The sequence below is a fragment of the Paraburkholderia sp. 22099 genome (assembly GCF_052045835.1).
Classification (GTDB): domain Bacteria; phylum Pseudomonadota; class Gammaproteobacteria; order Burkholderiales; family Burkholderiaceae; genus Paraburkholderia; species Paraburkholderia terricola.
The window spans coordinates 87,326-105,492 of sequence record NZ_JBQEPU010000020.1; the positions used below are offsets into that span (position 1 = coordinate 87,326).

The window sequence follows — 18,167 nt, forward strand, 5'->3', positions numbered from 1 at the left end:
ATGAAGAACTCCTCGTAAAAAATCAGGCAAAGGTACTGCGTTTGATAAAAGCGACTCGCTTGCTCGCCCGGGCCGCCTGCCGGATATGCCGGCGCGGCCTGATTCTTCGAGAAATCTTGCGATGGGTCGCCTGGATAGTGGCCCAGACCAGTCGATCACCGTCTGCGCATGTGCCGGTAAACGCACTCGCGCGGCCTACGTTGACAAACTGTCAGAAATTTCAGGAGCCTACGGAGCACGCATTATCGATGCCCGAATCCTTGCCGCGCCACGACATTTCAAAGTCTTTACGTTGTTACACGAGGGAAACACTTTACAAACCCTTGTTTTATAAGGCGGTTCTACAGTGGCGGTTGGCCTTGGACAGGTCCGGTCGACCCGACATGTGCAAGCTCTTGCAAGCTTGCGCGTCAACTTTACCGGCAGCGTTGAAGCAATGACGCGCCTCGGTTGAAGGCAATTTGTAATTGTATCTCGAAACTTTTCGCAGCCGGCGTGAACCCCACGCCGTGCTGGGCGGTCGAGCAACTACAGGTTGTGCAGTTCTATCGCGAAATCACTCGCGTCATGGCCCGGATACCCAGGGCGTAATCGCTTTTGCATGTTTACAATGCGAAGCATCGGGTTCGCGGCGAACCCTTTTTTCCGTATGGCCCGCGCTTTGCATGCGCAAGCCGAAACCCATCGAACCCACGATCAATTTGGAACACTTAACCATCGCCCAGCGCAACGCCCAGAACGCAAAGCTCGCGAGCTATGCGCATCGGCCGCTTGCGTTTCTTTTCCGCTTTATTCGCCGCCACCCGCTCGCGCATGCGATCGTCGTGTGCAGCGTATTCGCGGCCGTGGGCTGTGCGCTCGCATCGCAATACGCGATCAAACACCTGATCGACGTGCTCGGCCAGGGCCGGCATCATCCCGGTCCGCTGTGGGGGGCGTTCGCCATCCTGGTCGGCCTGATCGCCGCCGACAACCTGCTGTGGCGGGTCGGCGGCTGGGTCGCCGCGCACACGTTCGTCGCCGTGACCGGCGACTTGCGGCGCGATCTGTTCCAGTATTTGAGCGGACACTCGCCGACCTATTACTCGGAGAAGCAGCCGGGCATGCTCGCGAGCCGGATCACGGCCACCTCGAACGCGGTGTACACCGCCGAGAACACCACCGCCTGGAACGTGCTGCCGCCGTGCATCGCGGTGCTGGGCGCGATCGTGATGATCACCGCGGTGAATCCGCTGATGGCCGGCGGCCTGATGCTGTGCTCGGCGATCCTGTCGGTCGTGCTGTACAAGCTCGCCGGCCGCGGCTCGGCGCGTCATCATCATTTCGCCACCCGGGCGGCCTCCGTGGACGGCGAACTGGTCGACGTGATCAGCAACATGGGCCTCGTGCGCGCGTTCGGCATGACGTTTCGCGAGCAGCAGCGTTTCGGCGCGACCGTCAAGGCGGAAATGGAGGCGCGCCAGCAGAGCCTGCTGTATCTGGAGAAGCTGCGCCTGCTGCACGCGGTGATCACCGCGTTGCTCTCGGCCGGTTTGCTCGGCTGGGCGCTGTGGCTGTGGGACCAGGGCCGGGCGACTTCCGGCGACATCGTGCTCGTCAGTTCGCTCGGCTTCACGATTCTGCACGGCACGCGCGATCTGGCCGTGGCGCTCGTCGACGTCACGCAGCACGTGGCGCGGCTCGCGGAGGCTGTGCGCACGCTGCTCGAACCGCACGGCATGCCGGATCGCGACGGCGCGACGGAACTCGTGCCGCAAGGCGGCCGGGTCGACTTCGAAGGCGTGACGTTCGCCTACCCGCGCCGCCGTCCGATTCTCGATCACTTCGATTTGCATATCGAGGCGGGCCAGCGGGTCGGCCTGATCGGCAAGTCGGGCGCGGGCAAGTCCACCGTGCTGGCGCTGCTGCAGCGTTTCTATGAGACCCAGGGCGGCGCGATCAGGATCGACGGCCAGGACATCGCCACCATCACTCAGGACAGCCTGCGCCATGCGATCGCGCTGGTGCCGCAGGATATCTCGCTGTTCCATCGCACCGTGTACGAGAACATCGCCTATGGCCGTCCCGAAGCGAGCCGCGAAGAAGTGCTCGCCGCCGCCCGCGAGGCGCGTTGCACGGACTTCATCGAGGCGATGCCGGAAGGCTTCGACACGATTGTCGGCGACCGCGGGGTGAAGCTTTCCGGCGGCCAGCGTCAACGCATCGCGATCGCTCGGGCGATCCTGAAGAACGCGCCGATCCTGCTGCTGGACGAAGCCACCTCGGCGCTCGACAGCGCGTCGGAAGAAGCGATCCAGAAAGCGCTCGACCGCCTGATGGTGGGCCGCACGGTGATCGCGATCGCGCACCGCCTGTCGACGCTGAACAACTTCGACCGGATCATCGTGATGAGCGCCGGCAAGGTGATCGACGACGGCAGCCCGGAAGAGCTGCGCCTGCGCCCCGGTCTGTACCGCGATCTGCTGTCGAAGCAGTACGGCAAGGGCGCGACGCTGCATGTCGGCGGCAAGAAAGTCGACGAACAGCACGTGGTCTGAGCCACGCGCGACGCGCTGTAACCCCGCGCTGCGACCCGTCAGCAAGCTACAAACAGAAAAGCCGCTCGAAAGCGGCTTTTCTGTTTTTCCGAACCTCGGGAGGCAGCCTTTTTAAAGCGCTATCCGGCCAGCGTTTCGCGCGCCGCCTTTTTCCCCGCCACGGCGCGCACCTTCCCGCTTCTGGTGCTCCGTGCACCATTCCCCGCGCCGTCGACACCTTGCAGATCGCGCATGAAGTTATCGCGCCACACCGACACATTGTTCTCCCGCAACTGCACCATCATGTCGCGATGACGCGCCTGGCGCTCCGCAAGCGGCATGTCCAATGCGCGAGCAAGCGCTTCGGCCATGCCGTCGATATCGACCGGATTCACGATCAGCGCGCCATCCAGTTCCTGCGCCGCGCCGGCAAAGCGTGACAGCACGAGCACACCCGGATTCTCCGGGTCTTGCGCCGACACATATTCCTTGGCGACGAGGTTCATGCCGTCGCGCAACGGCGTGACATAACCGACGTGCGCGGTGCGAAACAGCGCGGCCAGCACCGAGCGCTCGTATTGCTTGTGAATGTAGAGAATCGGCGTCCAGTCCAGTTCGGCGAAGCGGCCATTGATGCGTCCCGACTCCCCTTCGAGTTGCAGACGAATGTCCTGGTACGCGTGCAGGTCAGCGCGCGTGGGCGGCGCGATTTGCAGGAACGACACCTTGTTGCGTTGCGCCGTCGCATGTTCGAGCAGACGCTCGAAGGCACGGAAACGCTCGACCAGCCCCTTCGAATAATCGAGGCGGTCCACGCTCATGATCAGCTTGCGCGAATGCAGCGTCGCCTTCATCGTGCGCACCGGTTTGCCGCGCTCGCCGGCTTTCGCCAGTTCGGCGATCTCGTCCGGATAGACGCCGATCGGGTACGCCGACGCGCGCAACGTGCGGCCGAACGCGTGAACGGTGAGCGGACCGCTCGCCGATGCGTCGACCGTGCCGTTCGCCTCGTTGACGATGTAATCGCAGAACGCGCGCAAGTCCGGCCTGGTCTGGAAGCCCAGCAGATCGAACGAACACAGCGCCTCGACCAGTTCCCGATGCGGCGGCACCGCGAGCAGCACCTGCGAAGCCGGAAACGGAATATGCAGAAAGAAGCCGATGCGATTTTTCACACCGGCCGCGCGCAACGCCTGCGCGAACGGAATCAGGTGATAGTCGTGGACCCAGATCACGTCGTCGTCGCGCAGAAGCGGCACGAGTTGCTGCGCGAGCCATGCATTGACCCGCCCGTAGCCCTCGAAGTCGTGCCGGTCGTAGTGCAACAGATCGGCGCGGTAGTGGAACGCGGGCCAGAGCGTCGCATTCGAGAAGCCGCGATAGTACTGATCGTAGTCGCGGCGCATCAGCGCGATGGTCGCGAAGGTCACCGGCCCGCGCTCCTCGACCTTGATCCGCGGCTGACCCGAGCTCAGCACGTCGCCGCTCCAGCCGAACCACATGCCGCCGGTTTCCTTCAGCGCGTCGTACACGCCGACCGCCAGACCACCCGCCGCCGGGCCGCCCTCCGAGATCGGCGCAACCCGGTTCGATACGATGATCAGTCGGCTCATGAAGCGCGATTCCCGATACGGTGCGTTAGGTGCGTTGAGCGGCGCGGCGTGGCGATCATGCCCTGTGCGCCGCCGCGATAATCGATTCGACCCAGTCGAGCAGCGCGGAGACCGATTCGATGCGCGTATGCGCCATCGTCTCGCCCACGCCGACCTTGATCGACAGGCCGCCGCGCTCGTTGACGACGGCAAAGCCTTTCTCATCGGTCAGATCGTCGCCGGCGAACACCGCGAAGCGGCCGACGAACGGCGGCTCGTCCAGGAACGCGCGCATCGCGCGGCCCTTGTCGACGTCCTTCGGCTTGATTTCGTAGACCATCTTGCCGGGCTGCAGCACGTATGCGCCGGGGTAATCGGCCACCAGACGCTCGGTCGCCTCGCGCGCCACCGGCTCGCGGTCCGGCGCGTTGCGGTAGTGCAGCGCGAGCGCCGCGCCCTTGATTTCGAGCAGCATGCCGGGATGTTCGTTGACCACCTGCGCGAGCACCTGCTCCATTCGCAACAGCCGCTGATCGTGAAAGCCGATGCGCTGCGTGTCGCCGTTCGCGTCGCGCCGCTCGGCGCCATGCAGGCCGGCAATCGGCAGGTCGGGCATGCCGAGGAACGCGTCGATACTGTCGATGCCGCGGCCCGACACCACCGCGACCGCGCCGTTCGTCAAACGCCGCAGTTCGCTCAGCAGTTCGACCACGCGAGGTTCGACCTGCACGCCATCCGGCGTGGGTGCGAGCTCGACGAGCGTACCGTCGAAATCGAAGAAAAATGCCGTCTCGCTCGGAGACAGGACAGCCGGAAGTACTTGCATCGGTTGGTTTTGCCTTTCAGCCTTGTGCGGCCGGAAAAGTGTGCGCATCTTACCGCGCATCAGTCAATTTTTCGAGAAAGTAAGCGAGGACACAGGCTCGGCCTGACGGCGCGCGGCAAGACCGCTTCGGATTGCATTCAAAAAGAGAACGATCAGGCTGCAGCCGGCTTTCATCGGCGTGCGTCAAATTGCCTCGCAAACCGCGCGCCAGCGGGCGCTCGACGACGCCACCGGAGATTTTGCGATACAGTCGCTGCCACGCCGGACCGTTGCGGTCACGTTCATATTTGCACGATCTCGCGGCTTGGCGGCGATGGCGGCTGCCCTTCAAGCGCCGCTTTTTAATCGAGTCATTGATACCTGCTTTGTTCCCGACCATCTCATCACGACGCCGGCAAGCCGATCGCGCACCGTCAGACCGGCCGCGCCTGGTGCAACGGTTCGCGCTGCGCGCGGTCGTCGCGATCGCCGCGCTGGCAGCGCTCGCCGGCTGCACGCAACGCGCCGAGCCCTGGCACCTGACCAATGTGACCGGGCACTTGCCGGACCTCGACTTCACGCTGACCGCCGACGACGGCCGCGCCGTCGACGGCGATTCGTTCAAGGGCCGCACCGCGCTGGTCTACTTCGGCTACACGCATTGCCCGGATGTCTGCCCGGAAACGATGGGCCGGCTAATGCAAGTGCTCGGCAAGCTCGGCCCCGACGCGCGAAAAGTGCGCATCCTGTTCATCACCGTCGATCCCGCGCGCGATACGCCGCAGGCCCTGCACGATTACGTCGGCGCCTTCGACTCGCAACACGCCGAAGGGTTGACCGGCACCGACCGGCAAATCGAGTCGCTCGCCAAGCGCTACCGCGTCGCCTATCAGATGGAAAAGCGCGACCCGAATGGCAGCTACGAAGTGACCCATAGCTCCGCCGTCTACGTGTTCGATCCGCAAGGCCGCGCGCGTCTGCTGGCCACCGACCACGACACCCCCGATGCGATCGCGCAGGACCTGCGCCGTATCATCGATGACCGCTCCTGACCTTTCCGATTCCACTATGTCGATCAAGAAAAAACCGTTCGCCGCCCTCGCCTGCACCCTCGCCCTTTCGTTCGGTTTCGCTCCGCCCGCGCAAGCCGCCGGCGCGCAGGCGATCAGCGTCAAGGACGCCTGGGTCCGCTGGCTGCCCAACAACTTGCCCGCCGCCGGCTACGCGACGCTCGTGAATGCCAGCGATAAGCCGGTCGATCTCGTCGATATTTCGAGCAGCGATTATGGCGACGCGATGCTGCATCAGACCGTGTCGAACGGTTCGTCGCAGAAGATGGTGATGGTCGACAGGCTCACGGTGCCCGCGCACGGCCAGGTGGCGATTGCGCCGGGCGGCTATCACGTCATGCTCGAAGATGCGAAGCGCAAGATCGCACCGGGCGACACGGTGCGTCTCAAGCTGAAGTTCTCCGACGGCGAAACGCTCGACGCGCCGTTCGCCGTCAAATCGCCGGCCCAGATCAAGTAACCCGCCGCGATGAACCTGCTCTACTGGCTCGATCCCTGGGAGTTTTCGCCGACCGTCGTGATCGCCCTGCTGGTGCCGGCGATCCTCTTCGTGCGCGGCGCGCGCAAAGCGAGGCTGTCGGCCGCCCGGCGCGTTTCCTTCTGGTTCGGGCTGGTGGCGTTATACGTCGCCCTGCATACGCGGCTCGATTATTTCTTCGAGCATGAGTTCTTCATGCATCGCGCGCAGCATCTGGTGCTGCATCACCTCGGGCCGTTCTTCATTGCGCTGTCGTATCCGGGCACCGCATTGCGCGCGGGGATTCCGTTCGACTGGCGGCAGCGCTTCGTGCGGCCCGCGCTCGAAACCCCGGCGGTGCGCAAACTGCTCGATATCGTGATGCATCCGGTGGTCGCGGTCACGTTGTTCGTCGGCCTGATTTACTTCTGGCTGATGTCGCCGGTGCATTTCGTCGCGATGCTCGACTGGCGGCTTTATCGCGTGATGAACTGGAGCATGGTGATCGACGGCCTGCTGTTCTGGTGGCTCGTGCTCGATCCGCGGCCGGCGCCGCCGGCGCGTTTGTCGCCCGGCAAGCGCGTGCTGGTGGTGATCGCCGCGATACCGCCGCAAATCATCCTCGGCGCGTTCATCTTCTTCACGCCGCGCGAGTTGTATCCGATCTATTCGATCTGCGGCCGTGCCTTCACGTGGCTGAGTCCGATGCGCGATCAGCAGATCGGCGGGCTATTGCTGTGGATTCCGGGCTCGATGATGAGCGTGATCGGCGCGCTGGTGGCGCTGCGTCACTGGATGCGGCTCTCCGCTCGCGGACGCCTGCGCGGCGAACGGCGCGCGCTGGCGGCGCAAGCGTTGGCGCGCGGCCAACGCTGAGCCAGGCGTCCGGCACAGGAGCCGGCCGTTCGGCGCACACGCGCCGGGCTTCGTGACGACGCTCAGGCCGAGCGCATCCAGACGTGCGGAATGCCGTCCTCTTCGTGGATTTCCGATACCGGCGCGAAGCCGAACGCCCCATAGAAGCCTTGAAGATGCGCCTGCGCATGCAAACGAACCGGCGTCCGCGGCCACTGCGCGCGGATGTGTTCGAGCGCACGTTCGAGCATCGCGTTGCCGAGACCGATGCCGCGAAAATCCGCGGTGGTCAGCACGCGACCGATACGGATATCGGCATCATCGGCGTCGGGCAACAGCACGCGCAGATAGCCGGCCAGCGGCGGACGCGTTGCGCCGGGCCCGTAGGCCAACAGATGCCAGGCGTCGGTATCGAGCCCGTCGATATCGCCATACAGGCAATTCTGTTCGATGACGAATACCGCGCTGCGCGCGGCCAGCATGGCATAGACTTCGGCGCTCGTGAGTTCGTCGAAGGCTTTCCAGCGCCATTCGATTTCAGCGAGCCGCGCGGCGGCGGTGTGCTTCGGTTCGTTCATGGAAAGGTTCAAAAGAAGTGGGCCGGACCTGGTGGCGGCGATCCGCAATTATGCCGGGCGCGCTGCGCTTAAGCCATGTGGCAGCGCGCGCATCGTTACCCGCACGCATCGTGACGATGCATGCGCAAAAAGCAGCGTGAGACGCTCGCGGCGCACGAAGCACGTCCGGTCCCGCTGACGCCCCGAGCCGCGTTCAGCGGCTATGAACGGTGCGCGCTTTCGACGCCTGCTTGTGGCTGTACATCGCGGCATCGGCCGCCGCCAGCAGTTCGCCGATCGCGCCATGCCGCACCGGATCGTATTGCTTCTGGCCAACGCTATAGCGGATCTGATAACCGCGCTGAGCCTGGGCGTTGCGCGCGTCGAGCAGGTGCGGGCGAATACAGGCGTTCACGCTCAACTCGTGATGCCGCGAGGCATGCGAGACGCGAATCCGCTACGTGCTCGCAAAAACCGGCTCGACGGGATGCGCGAGACAGTCGATCAGGTTGCCGGGACCGCACAGATGCAGCGCGCCCACCACGACCAACGTCCGTTCGGGACGCGTTGGCCAGTCCTTCAAACGCGCCGCCCAGGCGCGATTGCGTGCATCGAGAATCGCCTCGCGGATGCCCGGCAAATTGAACATCGGCGATTCGGCGGCGATGCGCTGCACCTCGGCCAGATCGCCGTCCAGCCAGGCTGCGTGCATCCGCTCGAGCGTGCGCTGCGGTTCCGCCAGATCGGACATCAGCAAGCCGAGCGCGGCGCCGATCGCATCGAGCGGAATCGATTCGAGCGACGCGGCCACTTCCTGCGCGGTCTCCAGATACCGATACGGTTTGCCTTGCGTGATCGCCGAGCGCAGCATGCGCGGCTCGACACCTTCGACCACCTGCTGGAACAACGTCGGCGCGACGATCAACGCCGCCCACGGACGCAGATCGGCGAGCGGCGCCAACGCTCCCTCGAGGGGCCACGCCGCCTCGAGACGGTGCCAGGCATCGGCGGATAGCAGCGACCGCAGCCGGTTTGCGCCGTCGTGCGGATGCGCCTTCAGAAACGGCAGGATCGTCGGCGGATCGGACTCGAAGACCAGCGCTTCGGCCCAGTCGTACGCTTCGGCGATCCACGGCGGCATCTTGCGGCTCGCTGCGGGGAACAGATGCATCGAGCCCAGCAGACGGACCTGGGTGCCGGTGAGTTGTAGATACATGCAGCCTCGGTGCGGACGGGAAAATGATGCGAAGAAGCGAGCGATTCACGTAGTGACGCCGAGCGCAATCCCAACAGCGGAAAAACGCAGCGGTGTTCGAGATGCCGGCTTTGGCCGTGCGTGATTACCCGCACGCGAAGCCGCCATTATCCGCATCTGCGGCACAGCGCACACAGTTGGCGGAATGGTCGTATGCCAACCGACGTTTCCCACGCATGCCCCCCTGTAAAACGACAACACAGATTGGCGACGCGCAAATCGGGTACCGGCCCGGTATGCGTCCCGATAAGAAAAACGTCGAAACGAAAACGTAGAAACAAAAGGGGGAGTAAAACATGTCAACGAAATGGCGACACGGCATCTGGCTTGCCACGATGCTAACCGTAAGCGCTGCGGCGCATGCGGACATAGACTGCAACGGGGGACGCGGTGGGTATCGCATGCAAACATCGGATAGCTGGTTTCACAGCGACAAGCTGAAGCACTTTGCAGTCTCGGCGCCTTTCGGCGCACTGGGCGCCTACCTGACGCGCGACACCGAGCATCCCGTGATTTACGGCACGCTGATCGGTACGATACCTGGCTTGATCAAGGAAGGCATCGACGGCACGTGCCGTGGCGGCGGGTTTTCGTACAAGGATCTGGTCGCCGACGTAGCGGGCGCGCTGACCGGAGCATTGCTGACCAACTGGGCCATCAGCTATAGCCGGGATGGCCGCAGCCGCACCGTCGCGATTTCCTATAGCCGACGCTTCTGAATACCGTATCGACCTGGCGCCGATAGTTGGAAAGCGCCTCGCATCACACTGCGCGCACCGCATTGACATGCATGAGAAGACGCTGAAAAAGAAAAGCCCCGACGAGTCGGGGCTTTTCCTTACATCAACTACTGGAGGCGCGAGCCGGAGTCGAACCGGCCTAAACGGCTTTGCAGGCCGCTGCATAACCGCTTTGCTATCGCGCCGCAAGCGGACTGGAATCTAGCTGCAGATTCGCAGGTTTATCTGGCTGCCAACCTCTGGGACCGGCCTACCAAACAAAAAGGGAAGCGTTGCTTCCCCTTGGTATGGAGCGGGAGACGAGGCTCGAACTCGCGACCTCAACCTTGGCAAGGTTGCGCTCTACCAACTGAGCTACTCCCGCATTGCACTGCTTCACAACGCCTTGCACTTTTACTTCGCCAAACAACTCGTTGCTTTGAAAACTGGAGCGGGAGACGAGGCTCGAACTCGCGACCTCAACCTTGGCAAGGTTGCGCTCTACCAACTGAGCTACTCCCGCGTATTACTGCTTTTGTGCTGCTTACTGCTGCGTTCTTGCTGCTACTGCCTGCCTACTGCTTCCGACGTTTCGAACTGCTCACATCGGAGAAACGAGATTATGGAGAAACGGCTGAAACGTGTCAACCCCTTTTGCGAATGTCTTTAACCGAAAAGATTTCACTCACCGTCTCGTCGCAACGCGCGGTCTTCACGCCCGTCCTTCTTGCCATTACCGGAACGAAATGCACGACGCAGCACACGCGAGAGCCCGCGACAAACCGCGCCGTGAACGAGCCCTCAAACAGCACCGCCGCGCTCGCGGATCTGCGGCCACGCGAGCTTCATGTAGTAGAGCATCGACCAGATGGTCAGGAACGCGGCCAGATAGATGAGCCACAGGCCCCACACGCGCGTATCGACCACGATGCCGCCGCCGAACGGCAACGGCCCGTAGTACAACAGCATTGGAATCGCGACCATCTGGCAAGCGGTTTTGAACTTGCCGAGCGAATTCACCGCCACGCTCTTCGACGCGCCGATCTGCGCCATCCACTCGCGCAGCGCCGAAATCGCGATCTCCCGCCCGACGATCACGAGCGCGATCGCCGAATCGATCCGCGCGAGCTGCACCAGCACGAGCAACGCCGCGGTCACCATCAGCTTGTCGGCGACGGGGTCGAGAAAGGCGCCGAACGCCGAGGTCTGATTCCACTTGCGGGCGAGGAAGCCGTCGAACCAGTCGGTGAGCGCCGCCAGGACGAAGATGGTCGCGGCGGCCACATTGCGGTGCGCCGGGCTCATCATCATGTCAGGCAAATAGAACACGCCGACGACGAGCGGAATCAGGATGATCCGCAACCAAGTCAGGAAAATCGGGAAATTAAACGGCATGGGCAGGCGCAGCGTCTGACAAGGGAGATGCAATTGTGCCGCGTCACAAGGCCTGCCACAAGCAAAGCGGCGCGCGGACAGGGCCCGCGCGCCGCTTATTTGTCGCCTGTTCGTCGCCTGTTCGTCCGCCTATTACCCGCTTTTCACCCACGCATGCACCAACCACCGCGCATCTGGCCGCAAAGGATCAGTGCAATTGCCGATAAATCTGCTCCGCGAGCGCCTGTGAAATCCCTTCGACGCTGGCCAGATCCTCGACGCTGGCCGCCACCACGCCGCGCAGTCCGCCAAAGCGGGCGAGCAGCCGTTGGCGCCGCTTCGCGCCCACGCCCTCGAGTTCCTCGAGCCGCGAGGTCTGGCGCGTTTTGCCGCGCTTCGCGCGCATGCCGGTGATCGCGAAGCGGTGCGCTTCGTCGCGAATCTGCGCGACCAGCATCAACGCCGCGCTTTCCTTGCCGAGTTCGAGCGGCGCGCGGCCGTCGGCGAAAATCAGGGTCTCGAGGCCGACCTTGCGCCCTTCGCCCTTCGCGACGCCGACCAGCATGCCGGTATCGAGACCCAGTTCCGTGAACACCTGGCGCGCGATTTCGACCTGGCCCTTGCCGCCGTCGATCAGCACGATGGTCGGCAAGATGCCGCCCGCCGCCGACGGCTCGGCGGCATCCGACGCGAGCGACGGATCGGCGGCCGCGTCGCTTTGCAACTCGGCGGCTTCGTCGGCGGCATTCGCGGCGGCTTGCGCGACCATCTTCTCGTAGCGGCGCGTGAGCACCTGGCGCATCGCCGCGTAGTCGTCGCCGGGCGTGATGCCGGTGATGTTGTAGCGGCGATATTCGGACGACTGCATCTTGTGATGGTGATACACCACGCACGACGCCTGGGTCGCCTCGCCCATCGTGTGGCTGATGTCGAAACATTCGATTCGCAGATGCGCGAGGTCGTCGCATTCCATGCCGAGCGTATCGGTGAGCGCGCGCGTGCGGGCCTGCTGCGAGCCTTGCTCCGACAGCAGGCGTGCGAGCGCGAGCCGCGCGTTCTGTTCGGCCATCGCGAGCCAGGCGCGCCGTTGGCCTTGCGGCTGACGCAGCACCGTCACCTTGTGGCCGGCCTGCTCGATCAGCACGTCGACGAGTTCGCGGGTGGACGGTGCGTGGCTCACCACCAGCACCGGCGGCACGCGATTGCCCAGGTAATGCTGCGCGATGAACGCTTCGAGCACTTCGGACTCGATGCCGCCGGCCGCGCGGCGTTTGCGCGGCTTCGACGGTTCGGATTCCGACCCGGCTTCGGCATCCGCTTCGCCGAGATCATCTGCCTCGGCTTCGAGCGCGGCGTCTTCGTCTTCCTCTTCTTCCGATGGCATGTCTTGCGCGATCGCGAGCGCGTCGGCGGCGTCCGGCGAGCCGGTTTCGCCGCCCGTGCCTGGTTGCGCGACCAAACCTGCATTGGCCGCGACGTCCACCAGCGCCTCGCCGCGGCCTTCCTCGAGGCCGCCCTCGTCCACCGTCAACGCGCTTTCCACATGCGCCGGGAAATATGCCTTGTCGCCGAGATGCCGGCCGCCGCGCACCATCGCCAGATTCACGCAGACGCGGCCGCCGAGCGCCACCACCGCGAGAATGTCGACGTCGCTATCGCTGCCGACTTCGATTGCCTGCTGATGCAGCACCGTCGACAACGAACTCATCTGATTGCGCACCGCCGCGGCCTGCTCGAACTTCAACTCGCTCGCGAACGCGTGCATCTTCTGCTCGAGCTCCTTCATCACCTCGCCTTGGCGGCCGAGCAGAAAGCGCGACGCGTTGGCGACATCGCGCGCGTAGTCCTCCTCGCTGATGGCCGCGACGCATGGCGCTGTGCAGCGGCCGATCTGGTGCAGCAGACAGGGCCGCGTGCGATTGTTGAACACGGAGTCTTCGCAGGTGCGCAACTGGAACACGCGCTGCAGGATCTGGATGCTTTCGCGCACCGCCCACGCGCTCGGAAACGGACCGAAGTACTGATTCTTGCGATCCACGGCGCCGCGGTAGTACGCCATGCGCGGAAACTTGTGACCGGTGAGCTTGAGGTAGGGGTACGACTTGTCGTCGCGAAACAGGATGTTGTAACGCGGCGCCAGCGCCTTGATCAGGTTGTTTTCGAGCAGCAGCGCCTCGGCCTCGGAACGCGTGACGGTCGTCTCGACGCGCGCGATGCGCGTCACCATCATCGCGATGCGCGGCGACAGCAGCGTCTTCGTGAAGTAGCTCGAGACACGCTTTTTGAGGTCGCGCGCCTTGCCCACGTAAAGCACCGCGCCGTGCGTGTCGTAATAGCGATAGACGCCCGGCAGATGCGGCAATTGGGCGAGCACTTGTTTCGGCTCGAAAACGTCGGTTGCTTCGGGTTCGGTCATGCAGAATCGGTAGGATGGGACGGTCTCGCGAAGCCTTGTTCCGTGTGCCGCGCGCTCCGATGAACCGGCGCGCGCACCGCGAACGAGTGCTTTAGAATCGCCAGTTTAGAACATTCCGCGTGGCTTCGAATCCGTTCGACTCCGCGACCCACGCCATCATGTCCGCCGCCACGCCCCATTGCGAAGCACCGCCCGCCGCGTCCACGGCCATCGCCTGCGATATCTTCTGCGCGGTGATCGACAACTTCGGCGACATCGGCGTGTGCTGGCGCCTCGCGCGCCAGCTCGCGAGCGAACACGGCTGGCAGGTGCGCGTGTTCGTCGACGACCTGCACGCATTCCAGAAGCTGTGCCCATCGCTGGCGCTCGAACGCGCCCGCCAGACGTTGAGCGGCATCGTCATCGAACATTGGCACGAGCCCGCGCATGCGGGCGCTACGCTCGAAGTGGCCGACGTCGTGATCGAAGCGTTCGCCTGCGAACTGCCGCCGATCTACGTCGCCGCGATGGCGCGGCGCGAGCGCGCGCCGGTGTGGGTCAACCTCGAATATCTGAGCGCCGAGGACTGGGTCGCGGATTTTCACCTGCGGCCGTCGCCGCACCCGCGCTACCCGCTCACCAAGACGTTCTTCTTTCCGGGGCTCGGTCCCGGCACGGGCGGCGTGCTGAAAGAACGGCATCTCGACGCCGCGCGCACGGCGTTCGAGACGTCGCCATCCGCGCGCGAGGCATGGTGGCTGGAAACCACCGGCCGCGCGCCGCCGCCCGCCGCGGCCATCGTGGTTTCGCTGTTCGCCTATGAGAACCCCGCTGTCGACAGTCTGCTCGCACAGTGGCGCGACAGCGCCGAGCCGGTCGTGCTGCTGGTGCCGGAAGGCCGCATCTCGGGTGCGATCGCGCGCTTTTTCGGCTTGCCTTCATTCGCCGCGGGCGCGCGGGCCGAACTCGGCAGTCTGACCGCCCACGCCCTCGCCTTTACCCGGCAACCCGCCTACGACGCGCTGCTTTGGGCAAGCGACGTCAACTTCGTGCGCGGCGAAGACTCGTTCGTGCGCGCCCAATGGGCCGCGAAGCCCTTCGTCTGGCACATCTACCCGCAAGCCGACGACTCCCATTTGCCCAAGCTCGACGCCGCCCTCGCCCACTACGCCCGCACGCTGCCCGCCGACGCTCGACACGCCCTCGCGCGCTTCTGGCATGCGTGGAACGGCGCCGGCCGGCCGGACTGGGCGGAATTCCAGCGCCACCGGGCGGTGCTCATGCAGCGCGCGGCCGATTGGGCGGGCGAACTGGCGCAAGTGGGCGACCTCGCGGGAAATCTGGCCTTATTCGCAAAAACTCAGCTAAAATAAGCGGTTATCCAACGGCCGACGACGCAAGCGCGGCCCGATCGCAACAGCGAACCTACCCAGATCGACCTGCCTGATCAACGTGCCTCGAAAGAGGCACGACCCGCTCTCATCATTCCCGGTAAGCAGCGGCGAACGGCAAGAAAATCGGCAAGGACGTGTTCAGCGCATCGGCGCCACTCGTGTACACGCCCGCACAGGGTAAAAAGCAGGTAACGGATTGCAGGGTTTGCATGAGCCGCGCATAGGCGGCGCCATCGTGGATTCCGACAGCGAGCCGGCCTTGTTTCCCGCATCGCTGCCGGCGCGCCCGCTTCAAGCGGCGCGCCGCGCGCAATGCGAGAAGCGCCGAAGCCGCTTGCGCCGTATGCCGTTGAGCAATAGTTGAAGCTACTTATTTCGTACAGGACAGTTTTATGAAGACCGCACAGGAACTCCGCACCGGCAACGTCGTCATGATCGGCGCAGACGCCATGGTCGTGCAAAAGGCCGAATACAACAAATCGGGCCGCAACTCCGCCGTCGTGAAGATGAAGTTCAAGAACCTGCTGACCGGCGCAGGCATGGAAAGCGTCTACAAGGCGGACGACAAGTTCGACGTCGTCGTGCTCGAGCGCAAGGAAGTCACGTACTCGTACTTCGCCGACCCGATGTACGTGTTCATGGACGCCGACTACAACCAGTTCGAAGTCGAAGGCGAGATGATGGGCGACGCGCTTCATTACCTCGAAGACGGCATGGCTTGCGAAGTCGTGTTCTACAACGAGAAGGCGATCTCGGTCGAACTGCCGACTACGCTGGTCCGCGAGATCATCTATACGGAACCGGCTGTGAAGGGCGATACGTCGTCGGGCAAGGTGCTGAAGAACGCCAAGCTCAACACCGGTTTCGAACTGCAAGTGCCGCTTTTCTGCAATATCGGCGACAAGATCGAAATCGACACGCGTACGCACGAATACCGCAGCCGCGCTTAAGCGCGCTGCAAGCCTGACTCTGGCGCCGGGGCAACACCGGCGCCGGAAAAAAATGGCAAAAAAAAGCGCCCGTCCTGGGCGCTTTTTCTTTTTGGCGCCGCCGTGTATCGTTGAGGAAAACTTTACCGGGAACCTTCCCAAAATTGCCCGTCCGCCGTCCAGCTCCCTGCCCCAAGCCGCTGATTCGTTTGGATAAACGCGTCTGGCACAGTCACTGCTTACCATCGAAGAACGCCAGCATGGCTTTATTTTTTTCTCAACTCGGGAGGTGCGAGATGAATAACGACATCGCTGAAGGCAAGTGGAAGCAGTTGATCGGCAAGGCCAAGACGGCATGGGGCGAATTGACGGACGACGAACTGATCCGGGCCGAAGGCCGCGCCGACAAACTCACCGGCCTGATCCAGGAGCGTTACGGTAAAACGCGGGACGAGGCCGAACTCGAAGTACGCCGCTTCTTCGATAGCAACCGGGATTTCTGACCGACCCTGTGAAGAAAGTGCCCGTGTCTGGCCACGTCATAAAGGTCAGGCCGGGCACCGCATCCGCTGAGAAGCAAAAAGGACCAGAACTACATGAGTCGAATCGCCGCCGCCTCGCCTGCATGGAGAGGGACACGCCGTGCGCCGCATTCATGCCGGCCGAGTCGCCGCGCCCGCGCCGCATTGGCAAACGCTGCCCGGGTGGCCTCGCATTCGACCGGCAGTAACGGCCAGCCATCGCGCCCGCGGGTCGCGCCAGAGACTGTCTGGTGCGACCCACACGGTATTCCGCCCATTAAAAAATTGCGCTCGCCATGCCACACGCCCTGATTGTTGAAGACGATCCCAATAGCCTGTCGGGTCTGTCCGCCATCCTCGCCGCCGACGGCTTTTCCGTCGATACCGCGACCACGATCGCCGAGGCACGGGCCGCGCTGACACGCTTCATTCCCGACGTCGTGCTGGTCGACCTGAATCTGCCGGATGGCAGCGGCCTCGATTTGCTGCAGCATCTGCCGGCGCATCCGCCGGGCGGCGCCTTGCCCGTGATCGTGATGACCGGCAACGCGACGGTCGAGAGCGCGATCGAAGGCTTGCGGCACGGCATCTGGGACTATCTGCTCAAGCCGGTCAACATACCGCGTTTGCGCAGTCTGCTCGCGCGTATTCCGCGCCCGTATGAACTCACCGAGGAAGTCCAGACGCTGCGCGCGTCACTGCGCCAGCTCGGCCGTTTCGGCGCGATGCTGGGCCGCGACGGGGCGATCCAGCACGTCTACGACACGATCGAGCATATCGCCCCGACTGAAGCCGCCGTGCTGATCTCCGGCGAGGCCGGCACCGGCAAGCACGTTGCGGCGCGCACGCTGCACGACATGAGCCGGCGCCGCAAGGGTCCGTTCGTCACGTTCGATTGCCGCAGCGCGGGCAGCCTCGCCGCGCAGCGCTCGCTCGACAGCCTGCTGTTCGGCCACGAACGCGGTGCGTTCAGCGGCGCGGAGCAGCGCGAACCGGGTCTGTTCGAACAGGCAAGCGGCGGCACGCTCTTCATCGACGAAATCGCCGAATTGCCACGGGTCCAACAGGAAGCGCTGCTGCGCGCGCTCGATTCGCAGACCTTCATGCGGGTCGGCGGCAGCAATCAGGTGGTGACGGACTTCCGGCTGATCGCTTCCACGCGCAAAATGCCGCGCGCGGCGGTCGCCGACGGCAGCCTGCACGAAGATCTCGCGCTGCGGCTGGAAGCCGCCGCCGTGACGCTGCCGCCGCTGCGCGAACGTGGCGAGGATGCGGCGCTGATCGCTCAGGCGACCGTCGACGAATTGAATCTCGAAGCGGCCGCGCGGGGCACCTCGGAAGCCGCCAAGCAGATCGGCCCGAACTTCCTGCGCGAATGTCTCGCCTACGAGTGGCCGGGCAACGTGCGGGAACTCCAGGATCGCGTGCGGCGTGCGTATCACGCGTCGGGCGATGTGCTGGAATCGTTGCGCGCCGACGAGACGGCTTCCGCGAACGGCCGCGATCTGAACGGCAGCCGCGTGCAGGTCACTGTCGGCACGCCGCTCGCGGACGTCGAGGAAATGCTGATTCGCGCGACGCTCGATGCGGTGGGTGGCACGCGTCATCGCGCGGCGTCGCTGCTGGGGATCAGCCCGAAGACGCTGTACAACAAGTTGCAGCGGATGCGTTTGAACTGAGTCGTGCGATCTTGCGGGCCGGCCAACCGGCCTGAATGAAAACGGCGCC

16 protein-coding genes and 3 tRNA genes are annotated in these 18,167 nt (G+C 64.1%); 9 read left to right on the plus strand and 10 right to left on the minus strand.

The window, feature by feature from the left end; all coding sequences use genetic code 11:
• The first annotated feature begins 665 nt into the window (after nt 1–665).
• Complete coding sequence (locus tag ACTJLC_RS19825) at nt 666–2,537, plus strand: ABC transporter ATP-binding protein (RefSeq protein WP_310133783.1); 1,872 nt, start codon at nt 666–668, stop codon at nt 2,535–2,537.
• A gap of 119 nt (nt 2,538–2,656) precedes the next feature.
• Here ACTJLC_RS19825 and otsA read toward each other — a convergent pair whose 3' ends face one another.
• Nucleotides 2,657–4,129 (minus strand): alpha,alpha-trehalose-phosphate synthase (UDP-forming), encoded by a 1,473-nt coding sequence (gene otsA, locus ACTJLC_RS19830; protein WP_310133781.1) that lies wholly within the window; start codon nt 4,127–4,129, stop codon nt 2,657–2,659.
• 55 nt (nt 4,130–4,184) lie between these two features.
• Nucleotides 4,185–4,934, minus strand: coding sequence for a trehalose-phosphatase (otsB, locus tag ACTJLC_RS19835; protein ID WP_073431223.1), 750 nt, complete (start codon nt 4,932–4,934; stop codon nt 4,185–4,187).
• 377 nt (nt 4,935–5,311) lie between these two features.
• Here otsB and ACTJLC_RS19840 point away from each other — a divergent pair, with 377 nt between their 5' ends.
• From ACTJLC_RS19840 to ACTJLC_RS19850, 3 genes are read left to right on the plus strand one after another with little or no spacing between them, the layout of a single operon-like run.
• Entirely contained in the window at nt 5,312–5,965 is a 654-nt protein-coding gene (locus ACTJLC_RS19840) for an SCO family protein (protein WP_374709824.1), read from the plus strand.
• Between the two features lie 16 nt (nt 5,966–5,981).
• Nucleotides 5,982–6,443 carry a copper chaperone PCu(A)C gene (locus tag ACTJLC_RS19845; protein ID WP_310133777.1) on the plus strand — a complete coding sequence of 154 codons (462 nt, stop codon included), beginning with the start codon at nt 5,982–5,984 and terminating at the stop codon, nt 6,441–6,443.
• Between the two features lie 9 nt (nt 6,444–6,452).
• Nucleotides 6,453–7,316 carry a cytochrome c oxidase assembly protein gene (locus tag ACTJLC_RS19850; protein WP_310133774.1) on the plus strand — a complete coding sequence of 288 codons (864 nt, stop codon included), beginning with the start codon at nt 6,453–6,455 and terminating at the stop codon, nt 7,314–7,316.
• Nucleotides 7,317–7,378: 62 nt separating this feature from the next.
• On the opposite strand, the gene ACTJLC_RS19855 is transcribed toward ACTJLC_RS19850, so the two are convergent.
• The 3 genes from ACTJLC_RS19855 to ACTJLC_RS19865 all read right to left on the minus strand — a co-directional run bounded on the left by ACTJLC_RS19855 (nt 7,379) and on the right by ACTJLC_RS19865 (nt 9,068).
• The gene (locus ACTJLC_RS19855; RefSeq protein ID WP_083086602.1) at nt 7,379–7,873 is read right to left on the minus strand and encodes a GNAT family N-acetyltransferase; all 495 of its coding nucleotides are present in this window, start codon (nt 7,871–7,873) and stop codon (nt 7,379–7,381) included.
• Nucleotides 7,874–8,066: 193 nt separating this feature from the next.
• Nucleotides 8,067–8,267, minus strand: a complete 201-nt coding sequence (locus ACTJLC_RS19860) for a hypothetical protein (protein ID WP_310133771.1) — start codon at nt 8,265–8,267, stop codon at nt 8,067–8,069.
• A 42-nt stretch (nt 8,268–8,309) separates the two neighbouring features.
• On the minus strand, nt 8,310–9,068 hold the full coding sequence (locus ACTJLC_RS19865) for a TraB/GumN family protein (protein ID WP_310133768.1): 759 nt from the start codon (nt 9,066–9,068) through the stop codon (nt 8,310–8,312).
• A gap of 335 nt (nt 9,069–9,403) precedes the next feature.
• On the opposite strand from ACTJLC_RS19865, the gene ACTJLC_RS19870 reads away from it, so the two are divergent.
• Nucleotides 9,404–9,826, plus strand: a complete 423-nt coding sequence (locus tag ACTJLC_RS19870) for a hypothetical protein (protein ID WP_310133766.1) — start codon at nt 9,404–9,406, stop codon at nt 9,824–9,826.
• A 132-nt stretch (nt 9,827–9,958) separates the two neighbouring features.
• Here the strand turns inward: ACTJLC_RS19870 and ACTJLC_RS19875 are convergent.
• The 5 genes from ACTJLC_RS19875 to uvrC all read right to left on the minus strand — a co-directional run bounded on the left by ACTJLC_RS19875 (nt 9,959) and on the right by uvrC (nt 13,616).
• Nucleotides 9,959–10,032: transfer RNA gene (locus ACTJLC_RS19875), tRNA-Cys, on the minus strand.
• 103 nt (nt 10,033–10,135) lie between these two features.
• Nucleotides 10,136–10,211, minus strand: a tRNA-Gly gene (locus ACTJLC_RS19880).
• A 62-nt stretch (nt 10,212–10,273) separates the two neighbouring features.
• A tRNA-Gly gene (locus tag ACTJLC_RS19885) sits at nt 10,274–10,349 on the minus strand.
• 278 nt (nt 10,350–10,627) lie between these two features.
• Nucleotides 10,628–11,221, minus strand: a complete 594-nt coding sequence (gene pgsA, locus ACTJLC_RS19890; RefSeq protein ID WP_073431808.1) for a CDP-diacylglycerol--glycerol-3-phosphate 3-phosphatidyltransferase — start codon at nt 11,219–11,221, stop codon at nt 10,628–10,630.
• A gap of 187 nt (nt 11,222–11,408) precedes the next feature.
• Entirely contained in the window at nt 11,409–13,616 is a 2,208-nt protein-coding gene (gene uvrC, locus ACTJLC_RS19895) for an excinuclease ABC subunit UvrC (RefSeq protein ID WP_310133763.1), read from the minus strand.
• A gap of 158 nt (nt 13,617–13,774) precedes the next feature.
• On the opposite strand from uvrC, the gene earP reads away from it, so the two are divergent.
• The 4 genes from earP (at nt 13,775) to ACTJLC_RS19915 (ending at nt 18,118) form a co-directional block, all read left to right on the plus strand.
• On the plus strand, nt 13,775–14,968 hold the full coding sequence (gene earP / locus ACTJLC_RS19900; protein WP_310133843.1) for an elongation factor P maturation arginine rhamnosyltransferase EarP: 1,194 nt from the start codon (nt 13,775–13,777) through the stop codon (nt 14,966–14,968).
• A gap of 413 nt (nt 14,969–15,381) precedes the next feature.
• Nucleotides 15,382–15,939: an elongation factor P gene (efp, locus tag ACTJLC_RS19905; protein ID WP_012433870.1), complete on the plus strand. Its 558-nt coding sequence runs from the start codon at nt 15,382–15,384 to the stop codon at nt 15,937–15,939.
• Nucleotides 15,940–16,214: 275 nt separating this feature from the next.
• Nucleotides 16,215–16,421, plus strand: a complete 207-nt coding sequence (locus ACTJLC_RS19910) for a CsbD family protein (RefSeq protein WP_083086595.1) — start codon at nt 16,215–16,217, stop codon at nt 16,419–16,421.
• Between the two features lie 314 nt (nt 16,422–16,735).
• Nucleotides 16,736–18,118 carry a sigma-54-dependent transcriptional regulator gene (locus ACTJLC_RS19915; protein WP_073431805.1) on the plus strand — a complete coding sequence of 461 codons (1,383 nt, stop codon included), beginning with the start codon at nt 16,736–16,738 and terminating at the stop codon, nt 18,116–18,118.
• Nucleotides 18,119–18,167: the final 49 nt, after the last annotated feature.